Consider the following 22,561-nt stretch of genomic DNA (forward strand, 5'->3'; position numbering starts at 1 on the left):
GGAAGCCTGAACACGAGGCCCACGGAATCCACCAATGCGGCAAGGCTATAAAGCACTTCGCCAAATCGGGGGTCAAGAAATGGACGCCCGGTGGCTTCATTCTGCCCGCACCTGTGGCGTCTTTGTCACATTTTCCCACAGCCGACTGGCTGACAATGCCTCAGGAATAATAAGTCTTATGAAGCTACTCAGACTGATGGTCCATGGGTTTTTTGGAGCATCTCATTGTGTCATATCGCCCCGCCGCTTGCAGTTCAGGTCTCGTTGAGCCTATGGTCGCCGCCACTGTCTCCGCCGCTGAATTGCGGTCCATGGGAAGATCAAGGCGCCATTCTATGTCGGGACTGTCCAAGTTCGTGAGCATCGCTGCAGTTGCCGTCCTGGCCGTCGGGACGGCCGGCTGTGCCGACGAGACCGGTAAACTAGAAAGAACCACGGGTCCGTCGGGCGATCGCAGCAGAAACGACGTTCGCTCAGGCTTGGGCGGCCGCACGCAGGAGCAGGGCACCCTATTCGGCCCAGGTGGTCTCCTCGGATCCAAGGCGGAGAAGAGAGATGACACCGGCACAGGCGTGGCGGTGAATGCCTATCTTTGGCGCGCGTCGCTCGACACCATCAACTTCATCCCGCTGGTCTCGGCCGATCCGTTCGGCGGTGTCATCATCACCGACTGGTACACGCCCTCGGAGACCCCCAACGAGCGCATGAAGGTCCAGGTCACCATCCTCGACCGCGAACTGCGGGCCGACGGCGTGCGCGTCTCGGTCTTCAAGCAGCAGACCAGCCCCCGGGGCGGCAACTGGGTCGACGCCCAGGTCGATCCGCGCACCAATATCGACATCGAGAACGCGATCCTAACGCGGGCCCGGCAGCTTCGCATTGCCGGCGGGTCCTGAGACGGCAGCGCTCCTCTCGCTCAAGAGCTTGACGTGAGAGGCCGCAGCGGGCATCCGCTGCGGCCTCCGTCTTTTTCGGAACACCCTTTTTCGGGAACATCTCCGTGTCGTCCACGCAAGCCGCACCCACCGTGCGCTACAATTTCACCGAAACCGAGAGCAAGTGGCAGAAGGTCTGGGAGGAGTGCCAGACCTTCAAGGCCACGATGGATAAGGGACGGCCGAAATACTACGTGCTCGAAATGTTCCCCTATCCGTCGGGGCGCATCCACATGGGCCATGTGCGCAACTACACGCAGGGCGACGTGATCGCCCGCTACAAGCGCGCCAAGGGGTTCAACGTCCTTCATCCCATGGGCTGGGACGCGTTCGGCCTGCCGGCCGAGAACGCGGCCATGGAGAAGAAGGTCCATCCCAAGAAGTGGACCTACGAGAACATCGCCTCGATGAAGAAGCAGCTGAAGTCGATGGGCCTGTCCCTCGACTGGAGCCGCGAGCTGGCGACCTGCGACCCGAGCTATTACCGCCACCAGCAGAAGATGTTCCTGGACTTCTGGAAGGCGGGCCTCGCCTACCGCAAGGAGGCCTGGGTCAACTGGGATCCGATCGACAACACGGTTCTGGCCAACGAGCAGGTGATCGAGGGCAAGGGCTGGCGCACCGGCGCCCCCGTCGAGCGGCGCAAGCTCACCCAGTGGAACCTCAAGATCACGCATTTCGCCGACGAGCTGCTGAGCCGCCTCGACACGCTCGACCGCTGGCCGGAGAAAGTGCGCCTGATGCAGGCGAACTGGATCGGCAAGAGCCGCGGTGCGCGCGTCTTCTGGGAACTCACCGATGCTTCGGGCGCCGTCTTGCCTGAAAAGGATGGGGGCAAGCTGGAGATCTTCACGACCCGTCCCGACACGCTGTTCGGCGCCTCGTTCATGGCACTGTCGGCGGAGCACCCGCTGGTCGCGGGACTGGCGCCGTCCGATCCCGGTCTGCAGCACTTCATTGCCGAGTGCCGCAAGACCGGCACGGCGGCGGCCGAGGTCGAGACCGCCGAGAAGCAGGGCTACAAGCTGCCGCTGCTGGCGAAGCATCCGCTGATCCCCGGCAAGACCGTGCCGGTCTATGCCGCCAACTTCGTGCTGATGGAATACGGCACGGGCGCGATCTTCGGCTGCCCCGGCCACGACGAGCGCGACCATGAATTCGCGACCAAGTACGGCCTGCCGATCCTGCAGGTCGTGGCGCCAGCCGACGGCAAGACGCTCGACATCGCCGCCGCGCCCTATGTCGAGGACGGCCTCATCGTGAACTCCGGGTTCCTCGACGGACTCGGCGTCGAGGAGGCGAAGGCCAAGGTGATCGCGCGCCTCGAGGAGATGGGCGTCGGCAAGGGCACGACGCAGTATCGCCTGCGCGACTGGCTGGTTTCCCGCCAGCGCTATTGGGGTTGCCCGATCCCGGCCATCCACTGCGAGAAGTGCGGCGTCGTGCCGGTGCCGGAGAAGGACCTGCCGGTGAAGCTGCCGGATGACGTCACGTTCGATCGTCCCGGCAATCCGCTCGACCGCCATCCGACGTGGAAGCATGTCGAGTGCCCGACCTGCGGCGGGCCCGCGCGTCGCGAGACCGATACGTTCGACACCTTCATCGATTCGAGCTGGTACTTCGACCGGTTCACCTCGCCCGGGCTCGAGACGGCGCCGTTCGATCGCGAGGAGAACCAGTATTGGATGCCGGTCGACCAGTATATCGGCGGCGTCGAGCACGCGATCCTGCACCTGCTCTATTCGCGCTTCTGGACGCGCGCCATGCGCGAGGTCCAGATGACCAGCCGCGACGAGCCGTTCGACGGTCTCTTCACCCAGGGCATGGTCTGCCACGAGACCTATCGCGCGAGCGACGGCACGTGGCTGACGCCGGAGGAGATCGAGCGCGGCGACGGCGGCAAGGTCGTCCGCACCTCCGACAGGAGCCCGGTCGAGGTCGGGCGTTCTGAGAAGATGTCCAAGTCGAAGAAGAACGTGGTCGACCCGGACGAGATCATCCGCGACTACGGCGCCGACACCGCGCGCTGGTTCATGCTCTCCGACAGCCCTCCCGAACGCGACCTCGAATGGACCGAAGCCGGCGTCACCGGTGCCTGGCGCTTCCAGCAGCGCCTCTTCCGGATCGCGTCTTCAGCGATGGAGGCCCTGCCGGCGGTCGGCACGCCGAGGCCCGTGACGCTCTCGGATGCAGCCGTCGCCCTGCGCCGCGCCGCGCACAAGGCAATCGCGGGCATCTCCGCCGACATCGAGGCCTTCCACTTCAACAAGGCCGTGGCGCGACTCTACGAATTCGCCAACACGATCGATTCGGTCGAGGCGAAGGACGAGAGTACGAAATGGGCGCTGCGCGAGGCGCTCGAGATCTTCGTGCGCCTGATCGGCCCCATGACTCCTCATCTCGCCGAGGAACTGTGGCACGCACTGGGCCACACCGGCCTCGTTGCCGATGCGCCGTGGCCGACGGCCGAGGAGGCACTGCTGGTCGACGACACCGTCACCGTTGCCGTGCAATTGAACGGTAAGCTGCGCGGCACCATTTCACTCGCCAAGGATACGTCGAAGGGCGCGGCGGAAGCCGCGGCGCTGGCGCTCCCCGAACTCGTGCGCGGCCTCGACGGCAAGACCCCGAAGCGGGTGATCGTCGTGCCGAACAGGATCGTCAACATCGTGGTGTGAGGCCTCGCCTCGAGGCGTGCCGTCCGGGGAACAGACCATGTCGACCAACCGCCGACAGAGGCGAGCAGAGAAGGCGGGCAAGGCATCGCCGGCCGGCCTCGCCGGGGGACCGGGAGCGGCGAGGACGCTGTTGGCACAAGCCGTACGGCGTCACCAGGCCGGTGACCTGACGGGAGCGGTCGCCGAGTACGAGCGTGCGCTCCAGCTCAACCCGAAAGTCCCGGAAGCGCTGTCCAACCTCGGCCTGGCGCTGAAGGACCTCGGCCGGCCGGCTGAAGCCGTCGCCCGCTACGAGCAGGCGCTGGCGCTAAAACCCGACGTCGCCGAGGTACTATCGAACCTCGGCGCTGCGCTGAAGGATCTCGGTCGCCTGGACGCGGCAGTCGCCAACTTCCGGCGAGCCTTAATCCTCAAGCCCGACTATCCCGGAGCGCTCTCCAACCTCGGAAACGTGCTCAAGGAGCAGGGGCAGTTCGACGAGGCGATCAAGTGCTATCGGCAGGCACTCGCGCTCAGGCCGGACTATCCCGAGGCTCTGTCCAATCTCGGAAACGCCCTGCGCGAACGCAACCTGGTGGACGAAGCCGTCGGCCACTTTCGCCGGGCGCTGGCGCTGAAGCCCGACTTTCCCGAAGCTCTGTCGAACTGCGGCAACGCCCTGAAGGACCAGGGCCTGCTCGATGAGGCAATCGAGTGCTACGAGCAGGCGATTCGCCTGAGACCGCGCTTCGCCGAGGCCCATAGCAACCTTCTCATGACGCTCCACTATTCGGAGCGCTTCGTTCAGCGCAACACGCTCCAGGAGGCACGCCGCTTCGCGCGACTTATCGAGGTTGCGAACGGCGTCCGCCGCGTCTTTTCCAACGACACCAATCCTCATCGACGCCTGCGCATCGGCTATGTCTCCGCCGATTTCCGCTCACACCCCGTCGGCATCTTCCTCGACGGCATCCTCGCCGCCCGCGACCCGGCCATGGTCGAGATCTTCTGCTTCAGCAACGCACGCATCGAAGACGACGTGACCCGGCGGCTGCGCGAGAGGACCGATCACTGGCGAATAATCGCCGGGGTGTCCGATACCGCAGCCGATGCCGCGATCCGGCGCGACGCGATCGACATCCTCGTCGACCTCTCGGGGCACACGTCGGGGAATCGCCTGCCTCTCTTCGCCCTGAAACCCGCACCGGTTCAGGCCACCTGGCTGGGCTATGTCGATACAACCGGGCTGACCGCAATGGACCACATCCTGGCCGATCGCTTTGTGGTCCCGCCGGGCGACGAGGCGTCCTTTACCGAAAAGGTATGGCGGCTGCCCGAGACGTATTTCTGCTTCACGCCCCCGGACTTCGACGTCCCGCTGGTCGACCGGCCGGCCGAGCGGCCCCTGACGTTCGGCTCTTTCAACAACCGGGCCAAGCTGACGCCGGCAACGATCAGGCTGTGGGCCGATGTGTTGAACGCCACGCCCGGCAGTCGCCTCCTGGTGAAGACGGCGTTCGTGGACAATCCCACCATACGGCAGGAGATGTTGCGGCAGTTCGCAGTCCACGGCATTGGTGACGAACGGCTGACCCTTGAAGGACCGTCCTCGCGCTCCGACTTGCTCGCCGCTTACAACAGGATCGACATTGCGCTGGACCCTTTCCCCTATGGGGGTGGCCTGACGACCGCAGAAGCCTTATGGATGGGCGTCCCGGTCGTGACCCTGCAAGGTCCACGGTGGGTCAGCCGCGCCGCGACGAGCATCCTCACGACGGTCGGAGTGCCCGAACTGGTTGCCCTCGATGTCGAGGGATATGTACGAACGGCGAAGGCGCTGGCAGATGATCGTCGACGGCTCGAGGGATATCACCGCGAGCTCCGCCAGACTGTCGAACGGTCGCCGCTCTGCGACGGGCCGCGCCTTACTCGCGCCGTCGAAGGCTACTATCGTGATATGTGGGCCGCCTGGTGTGCCGGGCGAAGCGCAGGACAAGCGTGAATACCGAGCCACGCCAGGTCGGGGCCTTGCTCGAGAGGCCGGATCCCAGGGTCCGGGGCGTGTCCTTCGTCACCAGGCAGTCGTCGTTTCCGTGGATCGCCACATTCCGAAGCGAGTGATCGTTGTGCCGAACCGCATCGTAAATTTTGTAATCTAGGGCCGCAGAGCCAGGAAGGGCCAGAAACATGGCACGCAAGCCGAACTACGATTTCGAGCGCCGCGAGCGCGAACGCCTCAAGGCCATCAAGGTCGCCGAGAAGGCCGAAGCCAAGCGCGCCGCCCGCGAGCGCGCCAAGCTGGAAGAGGGCGGAGAGGCCGCGGCGGGCGAAACCGAACCGTCGACCGACAAGAGCTGACCTCTCCCGGCGCCTGGCCCATGCTATAGACGGGCCGTGAAGATCGAAGCACGACAGGTCGAGTCCTTCCTGAAGAAGCCGGACCCCAAGGTCCGGGGCGTGGTGATCTACGGCAACGACGATGGGTTGGTCGCCGAGCGCGCCGTCACGCTCGCCCGGTCGGTCTGCGAGGATCTCAAGGATCCATTCCGCGTGGTCGACATTGCGGGAGAGGTGCTGAAGCAGGATCCGGCAAGGCTGGCCGACGAGTTCGGCGCTCTTTCGATGATGGGCGGGCGGCGTGTGATCCGCGTCCGGCCCGCTGGCGAAGAGTCCGTTGCGGCGCTGGAGAACCTGGTCGAGGCCGTTGCGGGCGATGCGCTGATCATCGTCGAAGCCAGCAACCTGACGCCGCGCTCCAATCTGCGCACCCTGGCCGAGACCGAGCCCAGCCTCGCCGCCTTGCCCTGCTACATGGACAATGAGGCCGCGCTCGAGGGGCTGGTCGAAAGCGCCGCCCGCGCCCAAGGGATGAGCGTCGATCCCGAGGCCCTGGAATGGATCGTGCAGCGGCTGGGCGGCGACCGCGGCCAGACCCGCGGCGAGATCGACAAGCTGCTGCTCTACAAAGGAACCGATGCCGGCAAGAGCATCACCCTCGAAGACGCGATGGCGGTGCTCGGCGACACCGCGTCCATCGGCATCGACGACGTGATCGCGGCGACGTTCGACGGCGAGGTGGTGGCGCTCGACAGAGCGCTCGACCGTGTCTTCGCCGAAGGCGGCAATCCGGTGCAGCTCGTGCGCTCACTCCAGCGCCACGCCGACCAACTTCATCTCGTCTCGGGGCACGTCGCCAAGGGAGCGAACCTCGAGGGCGCCCTGTTCAAGGCGCGAGGACTGCCCCGTGGCGGTCCCGTTCGCCAGCGGTTCGAACGCCACCTGCGCGGCTGGCCCCTGCCACGCCTCAGCGCTGCAGTGTCGACCATTCTGGAGGCCGAGATCGACTGCAAGCGGACGGGCCTGCCGCACGAGGCCATTGCCCGACGCCTCTGCCTCCGCCTCAGCCAGGCAGCGCGGTCGGCAAAGGCCCGGCGTTAGGGTTTACTTGCCCGTGGGCGTCAGCGGAATCGCCGCCTGCGGCGAGAGGACGAGGAAGGTGAAGCTCTCTTCGATGTAGAGCCGGACACGCTCGGTGTCGTGCTCGAGGTATCCGATCGAAAAATCCTGTCCGACCGTCAACTCGAAGTCGCCCCCGCGCAGGGAGACCACGAGACCTCCATCGAGCCCGGGCGCGGCGTGGACCTCGCCGTCGATCAGCCGCTGAACGTGACTGAGGATCGGATAGCCCCCGTCGGTGCGCGACTGGAGATCCTTGAAGAGCTGCTCGCTCAGCACGACGGCGAACGGTCCTTCGACACCTTCGTCCCGCAGCTTCTTGAGGGCTGCCGCCACCGCATCGGGGTAATCGGCGTGGCTGGTCCCCATGGCCACCGCTTGGCCCTTCTGCGCTTCGCAGATCCCGATGATCTGGGCCGCCGTATAGCCGTGAAAGATGGCACGATCCTCCGCGATGGCGATCTCGCGTGCCGCCGCCGTCACCGAATCGAGATCGGGATCGCGGGCCCCGCGATCGATGGCATCCAGTTCCGCCCGCGAGACTTCGAAGGGTATCCGAAGCTCAACGAGCGGCTGGATGCGCCGCAGCAGCGCCCGTACGTTCTGACCGCCTGGCGGCGAGGCGATGGGATCGGCGCGACCCAACTCGACATCGGATGCTCCCCAGCCCAGGGGCCCGCGGAAATCAACCACTCGACGGGCCGCGAGCAGGGTACGCAGCGTCCGCTTCGCTTCCTTCTCGATTTCTTCCCAACCGGCTTCGGTAATGGGCGCGCGATCACGAAACAGATGGTTCTTCATTTTCTCACCTGATCGGGCGTCCTGCGCAGGCTGCCGATTCCCAAACTGCCATCGGAGACTTTTTCGGCTTCGGCGCCACCGGCTCCGTCACCCTTCATGTCCGCCTCGATCTCCTTGATCGGGCCTTTCTTGAACAGGAAGGTCCGGAGATGCTCGTCCATCTTGGGATCGTTGCGGCGCAGCCATTCGAGAGCCATCGCCGCGTGCTCCTTTTCCTCGTCGCGGTTGTGCTCGAGGATGGAACGCAACTCGGTATTGGAGGTGGCCTTGGCGCGCTGGTCGTACCAGTCGACGGCCTCGAGTTCTTCCATGAGGGAAACGATCGCTCGATGGCGATCGATGACCTCGGGGCCAAGCTTGGCCGGGTCTTCGTGCAGCGTTTCACTAGCCATGGCGCAGCAACGTCTGGGCCCGCATGAGGTTCCGCGAGGGAGACGGCGGTCGCACCGACGTTTCGAGGAACGGCGTCGCCCTCCTTGCGTTGCCAGGCTATCGTTACACAACTGTGGAGAGGGACGTGCGCGCTTTGAGTTGCCTTGTGGCGGCGTCCTTCCTGTTGAGTGCCTGTGCCACCGTTCCCATGGCAGGGCCGACGGCCGACGCCGATGGCAAGCGGTTCGACCCGCCACCGCCGGGTCAGTCCGCCTTGTATCTCTATCGAAGTTCGGTTCTCGGGTCCGAGGTCGCCTTCTCGCTCGCGGACAACCAGCAGCCGGTCGGCTCATTGGCAAACAGAACCTGGATCCGCGTGGACGTCGTGCCGGGGCGGCACGTCATCACTTGCAGCGTGCCGAGTTACGCGCCGCTGACGCAGACACCGGCGGAGGCTGCCACGGTTGATCTGGCACCCGGCGAAATCCGCTTCCTCGAAGTGGATGTGTGGCCGGGACTTCCGCTCAATCCGCGCTGCGTGGCCAGCGAAGTGTCGGCCGACAAAGGCCGCGCCGCGGTGACGGACGGCAACCGCGCAATGGCGGCGAACTGAGGTCAACGCCGCGTGAGCTTGTCCACCACCGTGTCGAGCTGATCGAAGTCGCGGATCTCCAGGGTGAGCATGCTCTGTTCGCCGAGACCACGAAGACTCAGGTCTGCCTTGAGGCCCAGCGCTTCCTCGATACGCTTCTCGAGGGCGCGCGTGTCGGCGCTCTTCGGCGCGGCGGCGCCAGCGGCCGTGCTGGACTTTGAGCCGCCGCCTTTGGTGGCCTTCTTCGTTTCGCCGGTGAGGCGCTCGAGGTCGCGCACCGTCAGCTTCTCGGCAATCGCCCTCTGGGCCATCGCCAGCGGGTCAGGTACACCGATCAGTGTACGGGCCTGACCGGCGGACAGGTCACCGTCGCGCACCATTTCCTGAACGGCCGGCGGCAGATCCAGGAGCCGAAGGGTGTTGGCGACATGCGGCCGACTGCGGCCCATCATGCGTGCGATGTCTTCCTGCGTGTGGCTGTAATCGTCGATCAGGCGTTTGTAGCCCTGCGCCTCGTCGATCGCGGTGAGGTCGGAACGCTGCAGGTTTTCGACCAGGCCGATCTGCAGCGCATCTCTGTCGTCGATGCTGCGGATGACGACCGGAACGTCGTGGAGCTGGGCCTTTTGCGCGGCCCGCCAGCGGCGCTCGCCGGCGATGATTTCGTACGAGTCGGAAGCGTCGCGCAGCGGACGCACAAGGATAGGTTGTAGAAGTCCATATTCCTTGACCGATTCGACCAGCATCTCGATGCCTTCGAAACTGGTGCGCGGCTGCATCTTGCCAGGCTTGAGCTGTCCGATGGGTAAGGTGATGGGCGTTTTGTTGGCCGAAGGGCGCGGAGTTTCGACAGGGCCCGCTCCGGACGACGCAACTACTGGTTGCGGCTCGACCTGCGAAGCGGCTGGAGAAGGCGTCACTGCGGCGGCGACCTCATCGTCGCCGAGAAGGGCAGAGAGGCCGCGGCCGAGGCCACGCGGTTTGGGAGCTTGGGTCATTGTACGGCTGCCTGTTCTGCGGCGAGGCGCCGGCGGCGGATGAACTCGCTCGCCAGCAGAATGTAGGCCTGCGATCCGGCGCAGGCATTGTCGTAGATCAGCACCGGCATGCCGTGGGACGGCGCTTCGGCAATGCGGACGTTGCGTGGGATCGTCGTCCCGAACACCAGCTCGCCGTAGTGACCACGGACGTCGGCCACGACCTGCTGACTCAAGGTCATCCGGCGGTCCACCATGGTCAGGACGACACCGAAGATGTGCAATCTCGGATTAAGGCGCTTTTTCACGCGCTCGATCGTATTGCCGAGCGCACCGATCCCTTCGAGGGCCAGGAACTCGGCCTGCAGGGGGACGAGGACGGCATCAACCGCCACCAGCGCATTCAGGGTGACGAGGCCCAGGGAGGGGGGACAGTCGATGAGCACGATGTTCCAGCGCTGCCGGGCATCGCTCTCCGGCGCGGCCAGCGCGTCCGCCAACCGGTTCTCGCGGCGGTCCATGTCGATCAATTCGATCTCGGCGCCCGCGAGCTGAACGGCCGCGGGCATGACCTCCAGGCCCGGGATGCGGGTCTGCCGGACGCACTCACCCATGGACTTCAGGCCGAGCAGATACTCATATGAACCGGGTGAGCGCTCATTCCGACCCACCCCTAGACTGGTCGAGGCATTTCCCTGGGGGTCTAGGTCAATAAGAAGGACCTTTTCGCCGACCGCCGCCAGCGCCGTCGCAAGGTTGATGGCCGTCGTCGTTTTACCGACGCCGCCCTTCTGGTTCGCGATCGCGAAGATCTGGGGCGCTGGTGTAGGGGCCGATTCGGAGGATGACGGAGTCACGATCGGTCACGCTTGCAATGGCATCGGGAGAAAAGTCCCATTTCTTTTTCGCTTCGTCCACCTCGGCCTGCCAACCCTTGCCTTTGTGGAGGAGGCAAGTGGCGTTCTCTGTCCTATGTCTATCTGACCATGCGAGCAACTGACCCAAGGGCGCAAGGGCCCTTGCGGTGATCACGTCCGCGCCCGCCGGTGGCGCCATCTCAATCCGCTTCACCACCACCGCGGGAGGCCTCTCCAGGCCCATTTTCCGACCTGCTTCGCCGAGGAAAGCCGCCTTCCGCGCGTCCGATTCGATCAGTGTGATCGGCAGATCCGGGCGTAAGGCCGCGATGACGAGGCCGGGAAATCCACCACCGCTTCCCAGGTCGGCGAGCGACTTGGCATTCGCCGGGATGAGGGAAACCACTTGAGCGGAATCGACCACGTGGCGCTTCCACGCCCCCTCCAGGGTATTCCGTCCGACCAGGTTGATGGCCTTCTGCCATCGACCCAAGGTCTCGATCAGAATCTCCAGACGGCGAAGTGTTTCACGTGAAACATCAGAAAGAGGATCCACGGCTATGCCGCCCGCCGACGGACATGCTTCAGAAGGGCAACCAGTGCCGCCGGCGTCACCCCGGAAATTCGCGCCGCCTGACCCAGGGTTGCCGGACGATTCGCTTCCAGCTTCTGGCGCACCTCTGTCGACAGGCTCCCGATGGCGCCATAATCAAGATCTGGGGGTAGGATCAGGGCTTCATCCCGCCTGTAGGCCGCGATATCGCCGCGTTGCCGGGACAGGTATCCCTCGTAGCGCGAGTCTATGGTAAGCTGTTCCACGATCTCCGGCGATACGGGGCCGAGTTCAGGCCATACGCCAACGAGACGGGCCCAGTCGAGTTCCGGGTAGGCGAGGAGATCGAGCGCCGAGCGCGCGACACCATCAAGATTGATCGTGATCCCGCGCTTCACCAAAGCCGACGGGCTGATCGTGAGACTGCTCGCCAGAGTTCTGGCTTCCTCTAGGGCCCGATGTTTCACGTGAAACATCGCCGCCCGTTCGCCGCCCACACAGCCGATCTCAAGCCCTCGCGGCGTCAGCCGCTGGTCGGCATTGTCGGCGCGCAGCCACAGACGGTACTCGGCCCGCGAGGTGAACATCCGATAGGGTTCCGTCACCCCGAGGGAGACGAGGTCGTCGATCAGGACCCCAAGGTAACCATCCGCGCGGTCGACGACGAAAGGCTTTGCCAGTACCGCATTCAATCCGGCGATCAATCCTTGGGCCGCCGCCTCCTCGTATCCGGTCGTGCCATTGATCTGGCCGGCCATGAAAAGGCCCGGCACACGGCGCGTTTCCAAGGTCGCCTTGAGCTCGCGCGGGTCGATGTGGTCGTACTCGATGGCGTAACCCGGCCTCAGCATCTCCGTCCGCTCCAACCCCGGTATGGTCCGGAGCATCGCAAGCTGGACGTCCTGCGGCAGGGAGGTCGAGATGCCATTGGGATAGACGGTGTCGTCGTCCAGACCCTCGGGCTCGAGGAAAATCTGGTGGCGGTCCCGCTGGCCGAACCGCACCACCTTATCCTCGATCGACGGGCAATAACGGGGTCCCACGCTTTCGATCTGCCCGGAGTACATGGGCGCCCTGTGCAGGTTGCCGCGGATGATCTCGTGCGTCTCTGCCGTGGTCGTCGTGATGTAGCAGGGTACCTGAGGTGTCGTAATCCGACTGCTCAAATAGGAGAATGGCCTCGGCGGATCGTCGCCATCCTGCCGCTCCAACGAGGCGTAGTCGATCGTGCGACCATCGAGGCGTGCCGGCGTACCCGTCTTGAGCCGTCCGAGCTTGAAGCCCAGGCGGTGCAACGTGAGCGCCAACGCCGTCGAGGGTTCCTCGACCCCATTGCCCCGCGCCCGGCCGGCCGGAATCTTGGTCTCGCCCATATGGATGAGACCGCGCAGGAAGGTCCCCGTCGTCAGAATCACCCGCCCGGCGCCGATCTCGGCGCCCGACTCCGTGATGACCCCCGCACACGTACCCGTTGCATCTACGAGAATATCTGCAACCGCTTCTGCGCGGATCTCAAGGTTCGCCTGCTCGGCCAGCAGATCCTGGATGGCCTGCCGGTACAGTTTGCGATCGGCCTGAGCCCGCGGCCCGCGGACGGCCGGCCCCTTTGAAAGGTTCAATGTGCGAAACTGGATCCCGCCGCGATCGATCGCCCGGCCCATGATTCCGTCGAGTGCGTCGATCTCGCGAACCAGATGTCCCTTGCCGAGCCCGCCGATCGCGGGATTGCAGGACATCTCACCGATCGTCTCGATCCGGTGGGTGAGGAGAAGGGTGCGGGCACCGAGGCGCGCGGAGGCGGCCGCGGCCTCACAGCCCGCGTGGCCGCCACCGACCACGATGACGTCATAAGAAAAGGTCCGCATCCCCGGCATTTACGCTTCCGGCCGGCAACGGTCGAGTCACCAGTCGCGAATCCCCCCGTCCCGGCCTTGCCACGGGATCGCCAAAATCTTGACGTCGGGCACCGACTTGCCTAACAGCGAGGCATCGACGGTCCTCCTTAACCGGAGGCTAACAGGGAATGCCGTGCTGCTCCTTCGGGGGCTAATCGGCAGCTGTACCCGCAGCTGTAAGCGGCGAGCGACTGCCCCAGAGTCACTGGACGAAAGTCTGGGAAGACGGGCAGGAGCCGTGACCCGTGAGCCAGAAGACCTGCCGCCGATAGCGTCGCTCTTCCGATGGACGGGACAATCCAACGGGACGGTCAACCGAGCGGTGACGCGCCTTGTGCGTGTTCTGTCTTGGGAGATCCGTCGATGACGCCGATCCGTCGAATTCTATTCGTCCTTCCGTTCCTCGCGCCGCTCGCTGCCCCCATGACGGCGCAGGCCCAGACCGAACCGGACGCAATGATGCCCGCCACGGTCGTGACCGCCGATCGCTTCCCGACCGATCCGAACAAGGTCACCGCCAGCTACACCGTCGTCATGCAGGAAGAGATGCAGCGACGGCAGCTTCGCACGGCCGCCGAAGTGCTGAAGACCGTCCCCGGCGTCTCCGTGCAGCAGTCAGGCGGCGTCGGAACATTGACCTCGGTTTTCGTGCGCGGCTCCAATGCCAACCACGTGCTGGTACTGATCGACGGCGTCAACGTCAGCGATCCTTCGAGCGGCAGCGGCGCGGTCGATTTCGGCAACTTCCTCACCGAGAACCTCGACCGCATCGAAGTCGTGCGCGGCCCCATGAGCACGATGTACGGCAGCCAGGCGATGGGCGGCGTCATCAACATGGTCACCAAGGCCGGCAAGGGTCCGATGAACGGCGCGGCCTTCACCGAACTGGGCACGCGACTGCAGAGCAACAGCGGCGCCTATGTGCGGGGTAGTGTTGGTCGATTCAATTACAACCTGACGGCTGCCGGCACGTTCAGCCCGAACGACACGCCGGTGCCGGCCCGCTTCACGCCGAACGGCGGCTTCGTCGACATCGACCCCTATCGCAACATCACGCTCGCCGCGCGCCTCGGATTCGAGATCAACGACAACACGCAGTTCAACTGGTACGGCCGCTACATCGACAGCAAGATCAACTACGACCAGGTCGGCCAGGAAGATCCGAATGCCAACGGCTACACCTCGCAGTTCTACACGCGCGGCGAGCTCGAAGGGTCGTATTTCGACGGACGCTGGAAGCCGGTCGTCGGAGTCAACTACAGCACGATCACGCGGCACGACCTCGACTATGCGAGCGTGCAGAACCCGTTCCCGTTCAATACCGACAGCTGGTTCAACGGTCGCCGCCTGCAGGCCGATTTCAAGAACCTGGTGAAGATCATCGACCAGGTCGAAGTCATCGGCGGTATCGATTACGACCGCCAATGGGCCTACACGAATACCGTCGGCCCGTTCACGCCCTATACCCAGGCGTGGGGAACGATGGCGCAGACCGGCATCTACGGTCAGCTTCGCCTCAATCCGTTCGACGGATTCAACCTCAACGTCGGCGGCCGCATCGACATGAACGACATGTTCGGCACGGTCGGCACCTGGCGCGCCGGCGCGTCCTATCTCTGGGCGCCGACGGACACCAAGCTCAAGGCGTCGTACGGCACCGCCTTCAAGGCACCGGCGCTGATCGAAATGTTCGGCCCCGGGCCGTTCTGCGGCGGCAATCCCAACCTCCAGCCCGAGTACAGCCGCGGCTACGAGGTTGGCGTGGAGCAGGGGATTTTCGACCGCAAGGTGAAGGCCGGCATCACCTACTTCTTCAATACCTATTCGAACCTGATCCAGTGCGCGCCGCCGACCTTCGCGCTGATGCAGAACGTCGCCAACGCCCAGACCGAAGGCTTCGAGGTCACCCTCCAGATCAGCCCGGTGAAGTGGTTCGACCTCTACTTCGATTACACCCACCTGATCGCGCGCAACGTCGACGCCAACCAGCCGCTGGTGCGCCGCCCCGGCGACACCTTCAATATCCGCGCCGAGGTGCGGCCGTGGGAGAACACCCTGTTCGGGATCGGCGTGCTGCAGGTCAACAGCCGCACCGATATCAATGCCACGACCGGCGCGTTCATGACCCCTGCGCCCTATACGCTGGTTCGCATCACGGCCCAGTACGACGTCATCCCGTCCGTCCAGCTCTTTGCCCGCGCCGAGAACGTCCTGGATCGGGTGTATGAGGAACCCGAAGGCTATCAGGCCCCGTACTTCCAGGCCTTCTTCGGCGTGAAGGCCAAGTTCTGAGGTGACGATCCGCCTGCGCCATCGGCGAAACTTGCTGCAAGTCTTCGCCGGTGGCGTAGCTTGCGCAGCCGTGACCCAAGCGAACGCCACCTCGACGACAACCATTGCCCTGCTGCACCTCGACCCTCGACCGGGAGAGATAGAAGCGAACCGGGTCGCCCTCGAACGGGCGGTGCAGCGGGCGCACGAGAATGCCGCCCGCCTGATCGTGACTCCGGAGCTCGCGGTGAGCGGGTACGGGTTTCGCGACCTCGTGGGCACCGACTGGATCGCTCGCGGCCAGCCGGCACTCTTCGCCTGGGCCGGCGCGCTCGCCCGCGCAACCGCGGCCTCCCTCGTGCTGGGCACGCCGGAAGCCGACCCGGAAGGCACGGCCTTGTTCAACAGCATGATCCTGTTCGCCCCCGATGGATCGATCACCGGTCGACATCGCAAGATCAACGCGCTGCGGGTGGGATCGGAATCCTGGTCGACGCCAGGCGACCAGACCACGGCGCTGACGGTCGATGGCATCGGCAGGGTCGGCTTCTTCGTCTGTGCCGACATGTATTCGAGCCGCCTCGTCGGGGAGACGGCGGCACGTGGCATCGACCTGCTCCTGTCCGCTGCCGCCTGGGCACCGGGCCATCACGGGCCGGACGGCGAATGGGAACGGGCTTCCGCCACGACTGGCCGGCCGGTCCTCGTCTGCAACCGCACGGGCCGGGACGTGCTCGACTTCGACGCGGCTCAGTCGGTCGCCGCGGTCGACGGCGCCATCGTCTTCTCGCATGCCTCGCCTGAGCCGCAGATCGTGCTGGTCGACTGGGCGACCGACACGCGCCGCCTTACCAACTGGCGCGTCGTGAGATGATGCCGATAAGAAAAGACCCGCCGTCAAAAGACTCGTCGTCTCAACCGGAGCCGAGCGAAGCGAGGCGGAGTGGAGAGACCTTCTCTCGACGATTTGCCGGCTTTTCGTGGGGAGAAGGTCTCTCCACTTCGCACCTTCGGTGCTCCGGTCGAGACGACGGACTCGTTCAAAGCCTGATCCGTCTGCTCCTGTGTGTGACGGTTCTGCTTGCCCCCCTCCCAGCCGCCGCTCAGACACCGCAGCGCGTGGTGACGCTCAATCTCTGCCTCGATCAGATGGCCCTGCGGCTGGCCGCGCCCGGCCAACTGGTGGGCGTGAGCTACCTCTCGCAGGATCCGCACCTTTCCGTCCTGGCCGACCGCGCCGCCACGCTGGCGCCGGTGCGCGACTCCGTCGAATCGATCCTCGTCCTGCGGCCCGATCTCGTGATCCTCGGCAAGGACACCCACGCGCCCCTGAAGCGCCTGCTGCGCGGCGCCGACGTGCGTCTGCTCGAATTGCCGTGGGCCACCTCGATCGAGGAGGCCGAGGTCGTCATCGACCAGATGGCCAAGGCGCTGGGCCGGGAGGAGACCGGTCGGCACCTGATTGCCGACATGCGCGAGCAGCGCACCCGGCTCACCTGGACGGGGGCGCCGCGCGGTACAGCGGTCTATCTGGAAGCCAACCGCGGCACATCCGGGAAAGGCAGCCTGATGGACGAGCTGCTGCGACTCTCCGGCTACCGCAATCTCGCGGCCGAACTCGGCATCGGCTCCTTCGGCCGCGTGTCACTCGAAACCGTGCTCGCGGCCGAGCCCGACCTGCTGGTGCTCGACGGCACCGCCAACAAGAACCCTGCGCGCGCCACCGAGTTCGTCGGTCATCACGCGCTGCTGGCCCTGGCGGGTACGGCGAAGCTCGCGTCGGTGCCGACCCGATATTCGATCTGCGCCGGGCCGGACAATTTCCAGGTGATGCGACTCCTGGCAGAGGCGGGACGATGAATCGCTGGCTACTCCTGCTGGTGGCGATGCTCTATCTGGTATCGCTGGCCGTCGGTCCGGCCTGGTGGCCGTGGCGACTGGGCACGGAGGTCGGCTGGGCCATCGTGTGGGAGCTGCGGCTGCCCCGCGCCACCCTCGGCCTGCTGATCGGCGGCGTGCTGGGCCTGAGCGGCGCAGTGCTGCAGGGCTGGTTGCGCAATCCGCTGGCCGAGCCCGGCGTGATCGGCGTATCGGCCTGCGCGGGTTTCGCCGCGGTCTGCGCCTTCTATAGCGGTCTCGCTGCCGCTTTCGCGCTGGCACTGCCGCTGGCCGGCATCGCGGGCGCCGCGATTGCCGTCGCCCTCTTGATGGGCGCGGTACGTTCCGGCACGGGGACCGTCTCGCTGCTGCTGATGGGCGTGGCGATCAACGCCATTGCCGCCGCACTGATCTCGCTGGTGCTCGCGCTGTCGCCAAACCCCTTCGCCTACCAGGAAATCTCGCTCTGGCTGGCCGGCTCGATCGTCGATCGCGACCTGCGCTACCTCGCCATCGCGGCACCCTTCATGATCCTCGGTGCGACGATCGTCCTGGGCGCCGGCCGCTGGCTCGACGCCCTGTCGCTGGGTGAGGACACGGCCCGCAGCCTGGGCGCCGACACCAGATCGCTCGGCCTGCGTCTTACCCTCGGCGTCGGCTTGATGGTCGGAGCGGCCACCTCGGTCGCGGGCATCGTTGGCTTCGTCGGCCTGATCGCCCCTCATCTCGTTCGCGGCCGCGTGGGCTTCCGCCCCGGCGCGACGCTGCTCCCCTCGATGCTGGCCGGCGCCGCGCTCGTGCTGGGCGCCGACATCGCGGTCCGTCTGCTGCCGACCGCGTCCGAACTCCAGCTCGGCGTCTTCACCTCACTGGTCGGCGCGCCCTTCCTGGTGCGCGCCGTGCGCAAGGCACACGCCGCCTGGCTCGCCACATGACCACGACCGGAAGCACCATTTCCGTGCGCGGTCTCGTGAGCCGCCGTGACCATGCCGTCGTGCTCGACCGCATCGATCTCGCTTTCGACGCGGGTCAGGTCACCGCCATCGTCGGCCCCAACGGCGCGGGCAAGACGACCCTGCTGCGCCATCTCGCGGGCCTCGACACGCCGTCGGCCGGCCAGGTCGAGCTGCGCGGCCAGCTGCTGGCCTCGCTCGGCCCTGCCATCCGCGCCTGGAGCATCGCCTATCTGCCGCAAGCGGCGTCCGCCTACTGGCCGTTGCGCGCACGCGACCTGGTGGCCCTCGGCCGGCTGCCGCATGGCGCCGATCTCAGCCGGCCCCTCAAGGCGCAGGACGCACAGGCGATACAACACGCGCTCGAACGCGTGGACGGCGTGGCCCTTGCGGACCGGCCCATCGACACAATGTCCCAGGGCGAGCGCGCCCGCATGATGATGGCACGGGCGCTTGCGACCGAAGCCGCCGTCTTCCTGGCCGACGAACCGGTCGCCAGCCTCGACCCGGCCTATGCGCTGGAGACCATGACGATCCTGCGCGCCGAGGCGGCGCGCGGCGCCTGCGTGATCGTGGTGCTGCATGACCTGGGTCTCGCGGCCCGCTTCGCCGATCGAATCGTCGTCCTGGCCAACAACAAGGTCGCCGCCGACGGTCCGCCGTCCGTTGCCCTGGCGGCCGGCGTCATCGAGTCCGCCTACGGCGTCACGTTCCGACACCTCACCGTGGACGGCATTCCCCAACCGGTCGCGTGGGAGCGGTGAGCGTTACGCCGCCCGTTTGCGCGACGTCGTCTTGCGCCGGGCCTTTTTCGCCTTGGGCTTTGCCTTGCGCCCGTGCGCCTCGAGAAAGCGGTCGGCTTTCTCCCGCGACGGTCCGCCACCGCCCTTGAGGCTCTTCTTCAGTGCTTCCATCAGGTCGACGACCTTCTCTTCCTCCTGTTCGGGCGCCTGCGAGACCACGGGCTGTCCCTTCTTCTTCTTGGCGATCAGCTCGCGCAACGCATCCTCGTAACGATCGGTGAAGCGGCTCGGATCGAATTTGGCATCCTGCTGTTCGATGATCTTCTCGGCGATCTGCAGCATGCGGGAGTCCGGCTTGGGCAGGGTGCGATCGAACACTTCCGACGTCGCCCGGATCTCGTCGTGGGTGCGCAAGGTCGTGAGCAGGATGCCGCCGTCGCGCGGTTCCAGCGCGCAGATGCGCTCGCGCTGGTGCATGACGACGCGGCCCAGAGCCACCTTCTTCTGCTTTTCCATCGCGGCCCGGATCACCGAGAAGGCCTCGATGCCGGTCTTGCCGGACGGCGCGAGATAGTAGGGTTCGTCCCAATAGATGCGGTCGATGTCGGCGGCATCGACGAACTCCTCGATGTCGAGAATGCGCGTCGATTCGAGCCGCACCGAGTCCAGCTCCTCCTTCTCGAACAGCACGTACTTGTTCTTCGATACGGCGAATCCTCTCACCAGATCGGCGCGCTCCACCGGCTCGCCGGTGCCGGCATCGACCGACTGCATGCGGATGCGGTTGTTGGTTTCGGGATTGATCAGGTTGAAATGGATGTCGGCACTTCGCTCGGTCGCGGTGTAGAGCGCGACCGGACAGGTCACCAGCGAGAGGCGCAGATGGCCCTCCCAGGTCGGTCGCATCGCTTTCTTCTTGGCCATTGTCTTACTCCGACTTCACGAGCTTCTCGATCGCGGCCCGCAGCGGACGCGCGGACTTCGCGTAATCCTTCCAGGGCCTGCTGCGCTTCAACAGCCGAGGCGCGGTGCGTACCGTGTACTTCGTGGGATCGAGGCCCTTCTTCACCTGAGTCCATTCGATCGGCATCGACACCGTGGCGCCGGGACGGGCGCGCGAGGACAGCGGCGCGACGGCGGTAGCCGTCCGGTCGTTGCGCAGATAGTCGAGGAAGATGCGGCCCGTCCGTTCCTTCTTCGCCATGTTGATCACGTAGTGGTCCGGTTCGTCCTCTGCCAATCGGCGGCAGATCTCCCGGGCGAAGGTCTTGGCTGTGTCCCAATCGGGACTCTTCCTGTCGTCGGTCAGCGGCACCACGACATGCAGTCCCTTGCCGCCCGTGGTCTTGCAGAAAGGTACGAGGTCGAGTTTGCGCAGGCGCGTGGCGATCTCGCGCGCCCCGACGATCACCGCATCGAAGCCCACGTCCGGTGCCGGGTCGAGATCGAAGACCAGGCGGCCGGGGAGGTCGGGATTCCCGGGCTGGCAGTTCCACGGGTGCAGCTCCGTCGCGCCCATCTGCGCCACGGCTGCAAGTCCTTCCACCCGGTCGATCTGGAGATAAGGCTTCTTGTCGCCATCGACCTTCACTTCCGAAAGAAGATGCGACGAGCCTGCCATGGCGTGACGCTGGAAGAAGTGCTGCTTGCCGTCGATCCCGTCGGGCGTGCGCACGATCGAGCAGGGGCGTCCCGCGATGTGACCGATCATCCAGTCGCCCACCGCCTCGTAATAGCGCGCGAGCTCGATCTTGGTGACCGGCGGCTTCTCATCGGGCCATAGCGGCTTGTCAGGGTGCGAGATCGACACGCCCATCACCATCGCCTTGCCTGACGAAGGGGTCTCCGTCTTGCGATCGCTCCTGGAAGTCCTGCGGGGGGTGGGCTTTGCCATCTCGACCTTCTCGGGGTTAGCCGCGACTTCCGCCTCGACCTCTTCGGCCGGCTTGTCGCCGCGCAATCCCTTGAAGGCAGCCTGACGCACGTTGCCGGCCCCGGTCCAGCCGGCGAACTCGATCTCTGCCACCAGATCGGGACGGGCCCAATGCATGTTCGCTTCCTTGGGCGGACTTGCGCCGGCGGCGAAGGGGCTGGTCTTGCTCTCGACTTCGCGCAGCTTCGGCACGAGAGAGCGCATCACCGCTTCCCCGAAGCCGGTGCCGACGCGGCCGACATAGACGAGCTTACGGCTCTTGCCGTCGCCGCGATGGACGCCGGCGAGAAGGGACCGCAGGCGACGCCCTTCGCTGGTCCAGCCGCCGATGATCACCTCGTGGCCCGCCCGGCACTTGGCCTTGGTCCAGCTGCCGCCGCGCCCCGACCTGTAGGGGGCGTCGAGTTCCTTGGACACGATGCCTTCGAGGTGCATGCGGCAGGCTGATTGCAGCACGGCATCGCCCGCCGTCTCGAAATGATCGACGTAACGCAAGCCGGCATTCCGGTCGGGCAGCGTATCGAGCACTTCCTTGAGGCGTGCCTTGCGCTCTCGCAACGGCAGCGGACGCAGGTCCTCGCCTTCAAGGAACAGAAGATCGAAGGCAAAGAAGATCAGCTTCTCCGACTGGCCTTCCGACAGGGCGGCCTGCAACGCGGCAAAATCCGGGGCACCATGCTCGTCGAGCGCCACCGCCTCGCCATCGAGGATGCAATCGGGGAGCTTCTTTGCCTGCCGGGCCAGGGCCGCGAACTTCTCCGTCCAGTCGAGACCCTTGCGCGTGCGCAGCCGCGCCTCACCGTCCTCGACACGGAGTTGCAACCGGTAGCCGTCGAACTTGACCTCGTGCGCCCAACCCGCTGCCGCCGGTGCCCGCTCGACCAGCTTGGCGAGCTGCGGCTCGACGAACTTCGGCATCGAAGAAACCTTCTTTGCTTTGGCCTTGCTCTTCGCCGTCGTGGCTGCAGCGTCGCCGCCATCCTTGCGATTGCTTTGCCAGACCGCGCCGGCGCTGCGCTTCTTGCCGGTCATGAAGGGCGTGGGCGCCTTGCCGGTGCCTTTCGCGATCTGGTCGAGCGTGCGGCCCGAGGCGATCGACTTGGGATCCTTCAGGATCTTGTCATCGTCGCCTTCGTGCGCCGACGCATCGCGGTGCTTGATCAACAACCAGTTGGTGCGCTTGCCGCCCTTGCGGTCCCATTTCATGCGCACCAGCACCCAGCTTCCTTCGAGCCGCTCGCCCACCAGCGTGAACTTGAGGTCGCCGCTCTTCAGCCCCTCATGCGGATCACCTTCCGGAATCCAGTAGCCGCGATCCCAGAGCTGCACCGTGCCGCCGCCATACTGGCCCTCGGGAATGGTGCCTTCGAAGTCACCATAGTCGAGGGGATGATCCTCGACCTCCACCGCCAGACGCTTGACCTTGGGATCGAGCGACGGGCCCTTGGTCACGGCCCATGATTTGAACGTGCCATCCAGTTCGAGGCGAAAGTCGTAGTGGAGCCGCGTCGCATCGTGACGCTGGATGACGAACCGAAGCTGTCTGGACTTCGGAATCGACGACGACTTTCCCGACGGCTCGTCCGTCAGGTCGAAGTCGCGCTTGGCGCGATAGGGAGCCAGACTGTCCTTCCGCATGAACCACCACTCGCGCGTCGCGAACTATGCCGCGACCTGAACGTTTCCAG

Annotated in this window: 19 protein-coding genes and 1 riboswitch; of the genes, 11 read left to right on the plus strand and 8 right to left on the minus strand. The window is 65.5% G+C overall.

The window, feature by feature from the left end; genetic code table 11:
- The first annotated feature begins 335 nt into the window (after positions 1-335).
- The 5 genes from ACT6UX_RS20800 (at position 336) to holA (ending at position 7,030) form a co-directional block, all read left to right on the plus strand.
- Positions 336-896: a DUF3576 domain-containing protein gene (locus ACT6UX_RS20800; protein WP_444777061.1), complete on the plus strand. Its 561-nt coding sequence runs from the start codon at positions 336-338 to the stop codon at positions 894-896.
- A gap of 104 nt (positions 897-1,000) precedes the next feature.
- Positions 1,001-3,613, plus strand: coding sequence for a leucine--tRNA ligase (gene leuS / locus ACT6UX_RS20805; protein ID WP_444777062.1), 2,613 nt, complete (start codon positions 1,001-1,003; stop codon positions 3,611-3,613).
- A gap of 37 nt (positions 3,614-3,650) precedes the next feature.
- Entirely contained in the window at positions 3,651-5,594 is a 1,944-nt protein-coding gene (locus tag ACT6UX_RS20810; protein ID WP_444777063.1) for an O-linked N-acetylglucosamine transferase, SPINDLY family protein, read from the plus strand.
- A 185-nt stretch (positions 5,595-5,779) separates the two neighbouring features.
- Positions 5,780-5,950, plus strand: coding sequence for a hypothetical protein (locus ACT6UX_RS20815; RefSeq protein ID WP_444777064.1), 171 nt, complete (start codon positions 5,780-5,782; stop codon positions 5,948-5,950).
- A gap of 36 nt (positions 5,951-5,986) precedes the next feature.
- Positions 5,987-7,030, plus strand: a complete 1,044-nt coding sequence (gene holA / locus ACT6UX_RS20820; RefSeq protein WP_444777065.1) for a DNA polymerase III subunit delta — start codon at positions 5,987-5,989, stop codon at positions 7,028-7,030.
- A 3-nt stretch (positions 7,031-7,033) separates the two neighbouring features.
- On the opposite strand, the gene ACT6UX_RS20825 is transcribed toward holA, so the two are convergent.
- Together ACT6UX_RS20825 and ACT6UX_RS20830 are read right to left on the minus strand one after the other, a co-directional pair.
- Positions 7,034-7,849 carry a family 1 encapsulin nanocompartment shell protein gene (locus ACT6UX_RS20825; protein ID WP_444777066.1) on the minus strand — a complete coding sequence of 272 codons (816 nt, stop codon included), beginning with the start codon at positions 7,847-7,849 and terminating at the stop codon, positions 7,034-7,036.
- Entirely contained in the window at positions 7,846-8,241 is a 396-nt protein-coding gene (locus ACT6UX_RS20830) for an encapsulin-associated ferritin-like protein (RefSeq protein WP_444777067.1), read from the minus strand. Before ACT6UX_RS20830 ends, ACT6UX_RS20825 begins: the two co-directional genes overlap by 4 nt.
- Positions 8,242-8,366: 125 nt before the next feature.
- On the opposite strand from ACT6UX_RS20830, the gene ACT6UX_RS20835 reads away from it, so the two are divergent.
- The gene (locus ACT6UX_RS20835) at positions 8,367-8,834 is read left to right on the plus strand and encodes a hypothetical protein (protein WP_444777068.1); all 468 of its coding nucleotides are present in this window, start codon (positions 8,367-8,369) and stop codon (positions 8,832-8,834) included.
- A 2-nt stretch (positions 8,835-8,836) separates the two neighbouring features.
- On the opposite strand, the gene ACT6UX_RS20840 is transcribed toward ACT6UX_RS20835, so the two are convergent.
- The 4 genes from ACT6UX_RS20840 to mnmG are packed head-to-tail and all read right to left on the minus strand — an operon-like array spanning position 8,837 to position 13,065.
- Positions 8,837-9,811 (minus strand): ParB/RepB/Spo0J family partition protein, encoded by a 975-nt coding sequence (locus ACT6UX_RS20840; RefSeq protein WP_444777069.1) that lies wholly within the window; start codon positions 9,809-9,811, stop codon positions 8,837-8,839.
- Positions 9,808-10,647 (minus strand): ParA family protein, encoded by an 840-nt coding sequence (locus ACT6UX_RS20845; RefSeq protein WP_444777070.1) that lies wholly within the window; start codon positions 10,645-10,647, stop codon positions 9,808-9,810. Before ACT6UX_RS20845 ends, ACT6UX_RS20840 begins: the two co-directional genes overlap by 4 nt.
- Positions 10,565-11,203, minus strand: coding sequence for a 16S rRNA (guanine(527)-N(7))-methyltransferase RsmG (rsmG, locus tag ACT6UX_RS20850; RefSeq protein ID WP_444777071.1), 639 nt, complete (start codon positions 11,201-11,203; stop codon positions 10,565-10,567). The genes ACT6UX_RS20845 and rsmG overlap by 83 nt, the downstream gene beginning before the upstream one ends.
- 2 nt (positions 11,204-11,205) lie before the next feature.
- Positions 11,206-13,065 carry a tRNA uridine-5-carboxymethylaminomethyl(34) synthesis enzyme MnmG gene (gene mnmG / locus ACT6UX_RS20855; RefSeq protein WP_444777119.1) on the minus strand — a complete coding sequence of 620 codons (1,860 nt, stop codon included), beginning with the start codon at positions 13,063-13,065 and terminating at the stop codon, positions 11,206-11,208.
- 111 nt (positions 13,066-13,176) lie between these two features.
- Positions 13,177-13,376: riboswitch (cobalamin riboswitch) on the plus strand.
- 82 nt (positions 13,377-13,458) lie between these two features.
- On the opposite strand from mnmG, the gene ACT6UX_RS20860 reads away from it, so the two are divergent.
- From ACT6UX_RS20860 to ACT6UX_RS20880, 5 genes are all read left to right on the plus strand, one after another.
- Positions 13,459-15,387, plus strand: coding sequence for a TonB-dependent receptor plug domain-containing protein (locus tag ACT6UX_RS20860; protein ID WP_444777072.1), 1,929 nt, complete (start codon positions 13,459-13,461; stop codon positions 15,385-15,387).
- Positions 15,388-15,457: 70 nt separating this feature from the next.
- Complete coding sequence (locus tag ACT6UX_RS20865; protein ID WP_444777073.1) at positions 15,458-16,240, plus strand: carbon-nitrogen hydrolase family protein; 783 nt, start codon at positions 15,458-15,460, stop codon at positions 16,238-16,240.
- A gap of 248 nt (positions 16,241-16,488) precedes the next feature.
- A complete protein-coding gene (locus tag ACT6UX_RS20870; protein WP_444777074.1) occupies positions 16,489-17,226 on the plus strand; it encodes an ABC transporter substrate-binding protein in 738 nt (245 codons plus the stop codon).
- Complete coding sequence (locus ACT6UX_RS20875) at positions 17,223-18,179, plus strand: FecCD family ABC transporter permease (protein ID WP_444777075.1); 957 nt, start codon at positions 17,223-17,225, stop codon at positions 18,177-18,179. The genes ACT6UX_RS20870 and ACT6UX_RS20875 overlap by 4 nt, the downstream gene beginning before the upstream one ends.
- Complete coding sequence (locus tag ACT6UX_RS20880; protein WP_444777076.1) at positions 18,176-18,961, plus strand: ABC transporter ATP-binding protein; 786 nt, start codon at positions 18,176-18,178, stop codon at positions 18,959-18,961. The genes ACT6UX_RS20875 and ACT6UX_RS20880 overlap by 4 nt, the downstream gene beginning before the upstream one ends.
- Before the next feature lie 3 nt (positions 18,962-18,964).
- Here the strand turns inward: ACT6UX_RS20880 and ku are convergent, their stop codons facing one another.
- Complete coding sequence (gene ku, locus ACT6UX_RS20885; protein ID WP_444777077.1) at positions 18,965-19,864, minus strand: non-homologous end joining protein Ku; 900 nt, start codon at positions 19,862-19,864, stop codon at positions 18,965-18,967.
- A 4-nt stretch (positions 19,865-19,868) separates the two neighbouring features.
- Entirely contained in the window at positions 19,869-22,511 is a 2,643-nt protein-coding gene (ligD, locus tag ACT6UX_RS20890; protein ID WP_444777078.1) for a DNA ligase D, read from the minus strand.
- Between the last annotated feature and the right edge of the window lie 50 nt (positions 22,512-22,561).

This window comes from Reyranella sp., from assembly GCF_052439685.1.
GTDB lineage: Bacteria > Pseudomonadota > Alphaproteobacteria > Reyranellales > Reyranellaceae > Reyranella.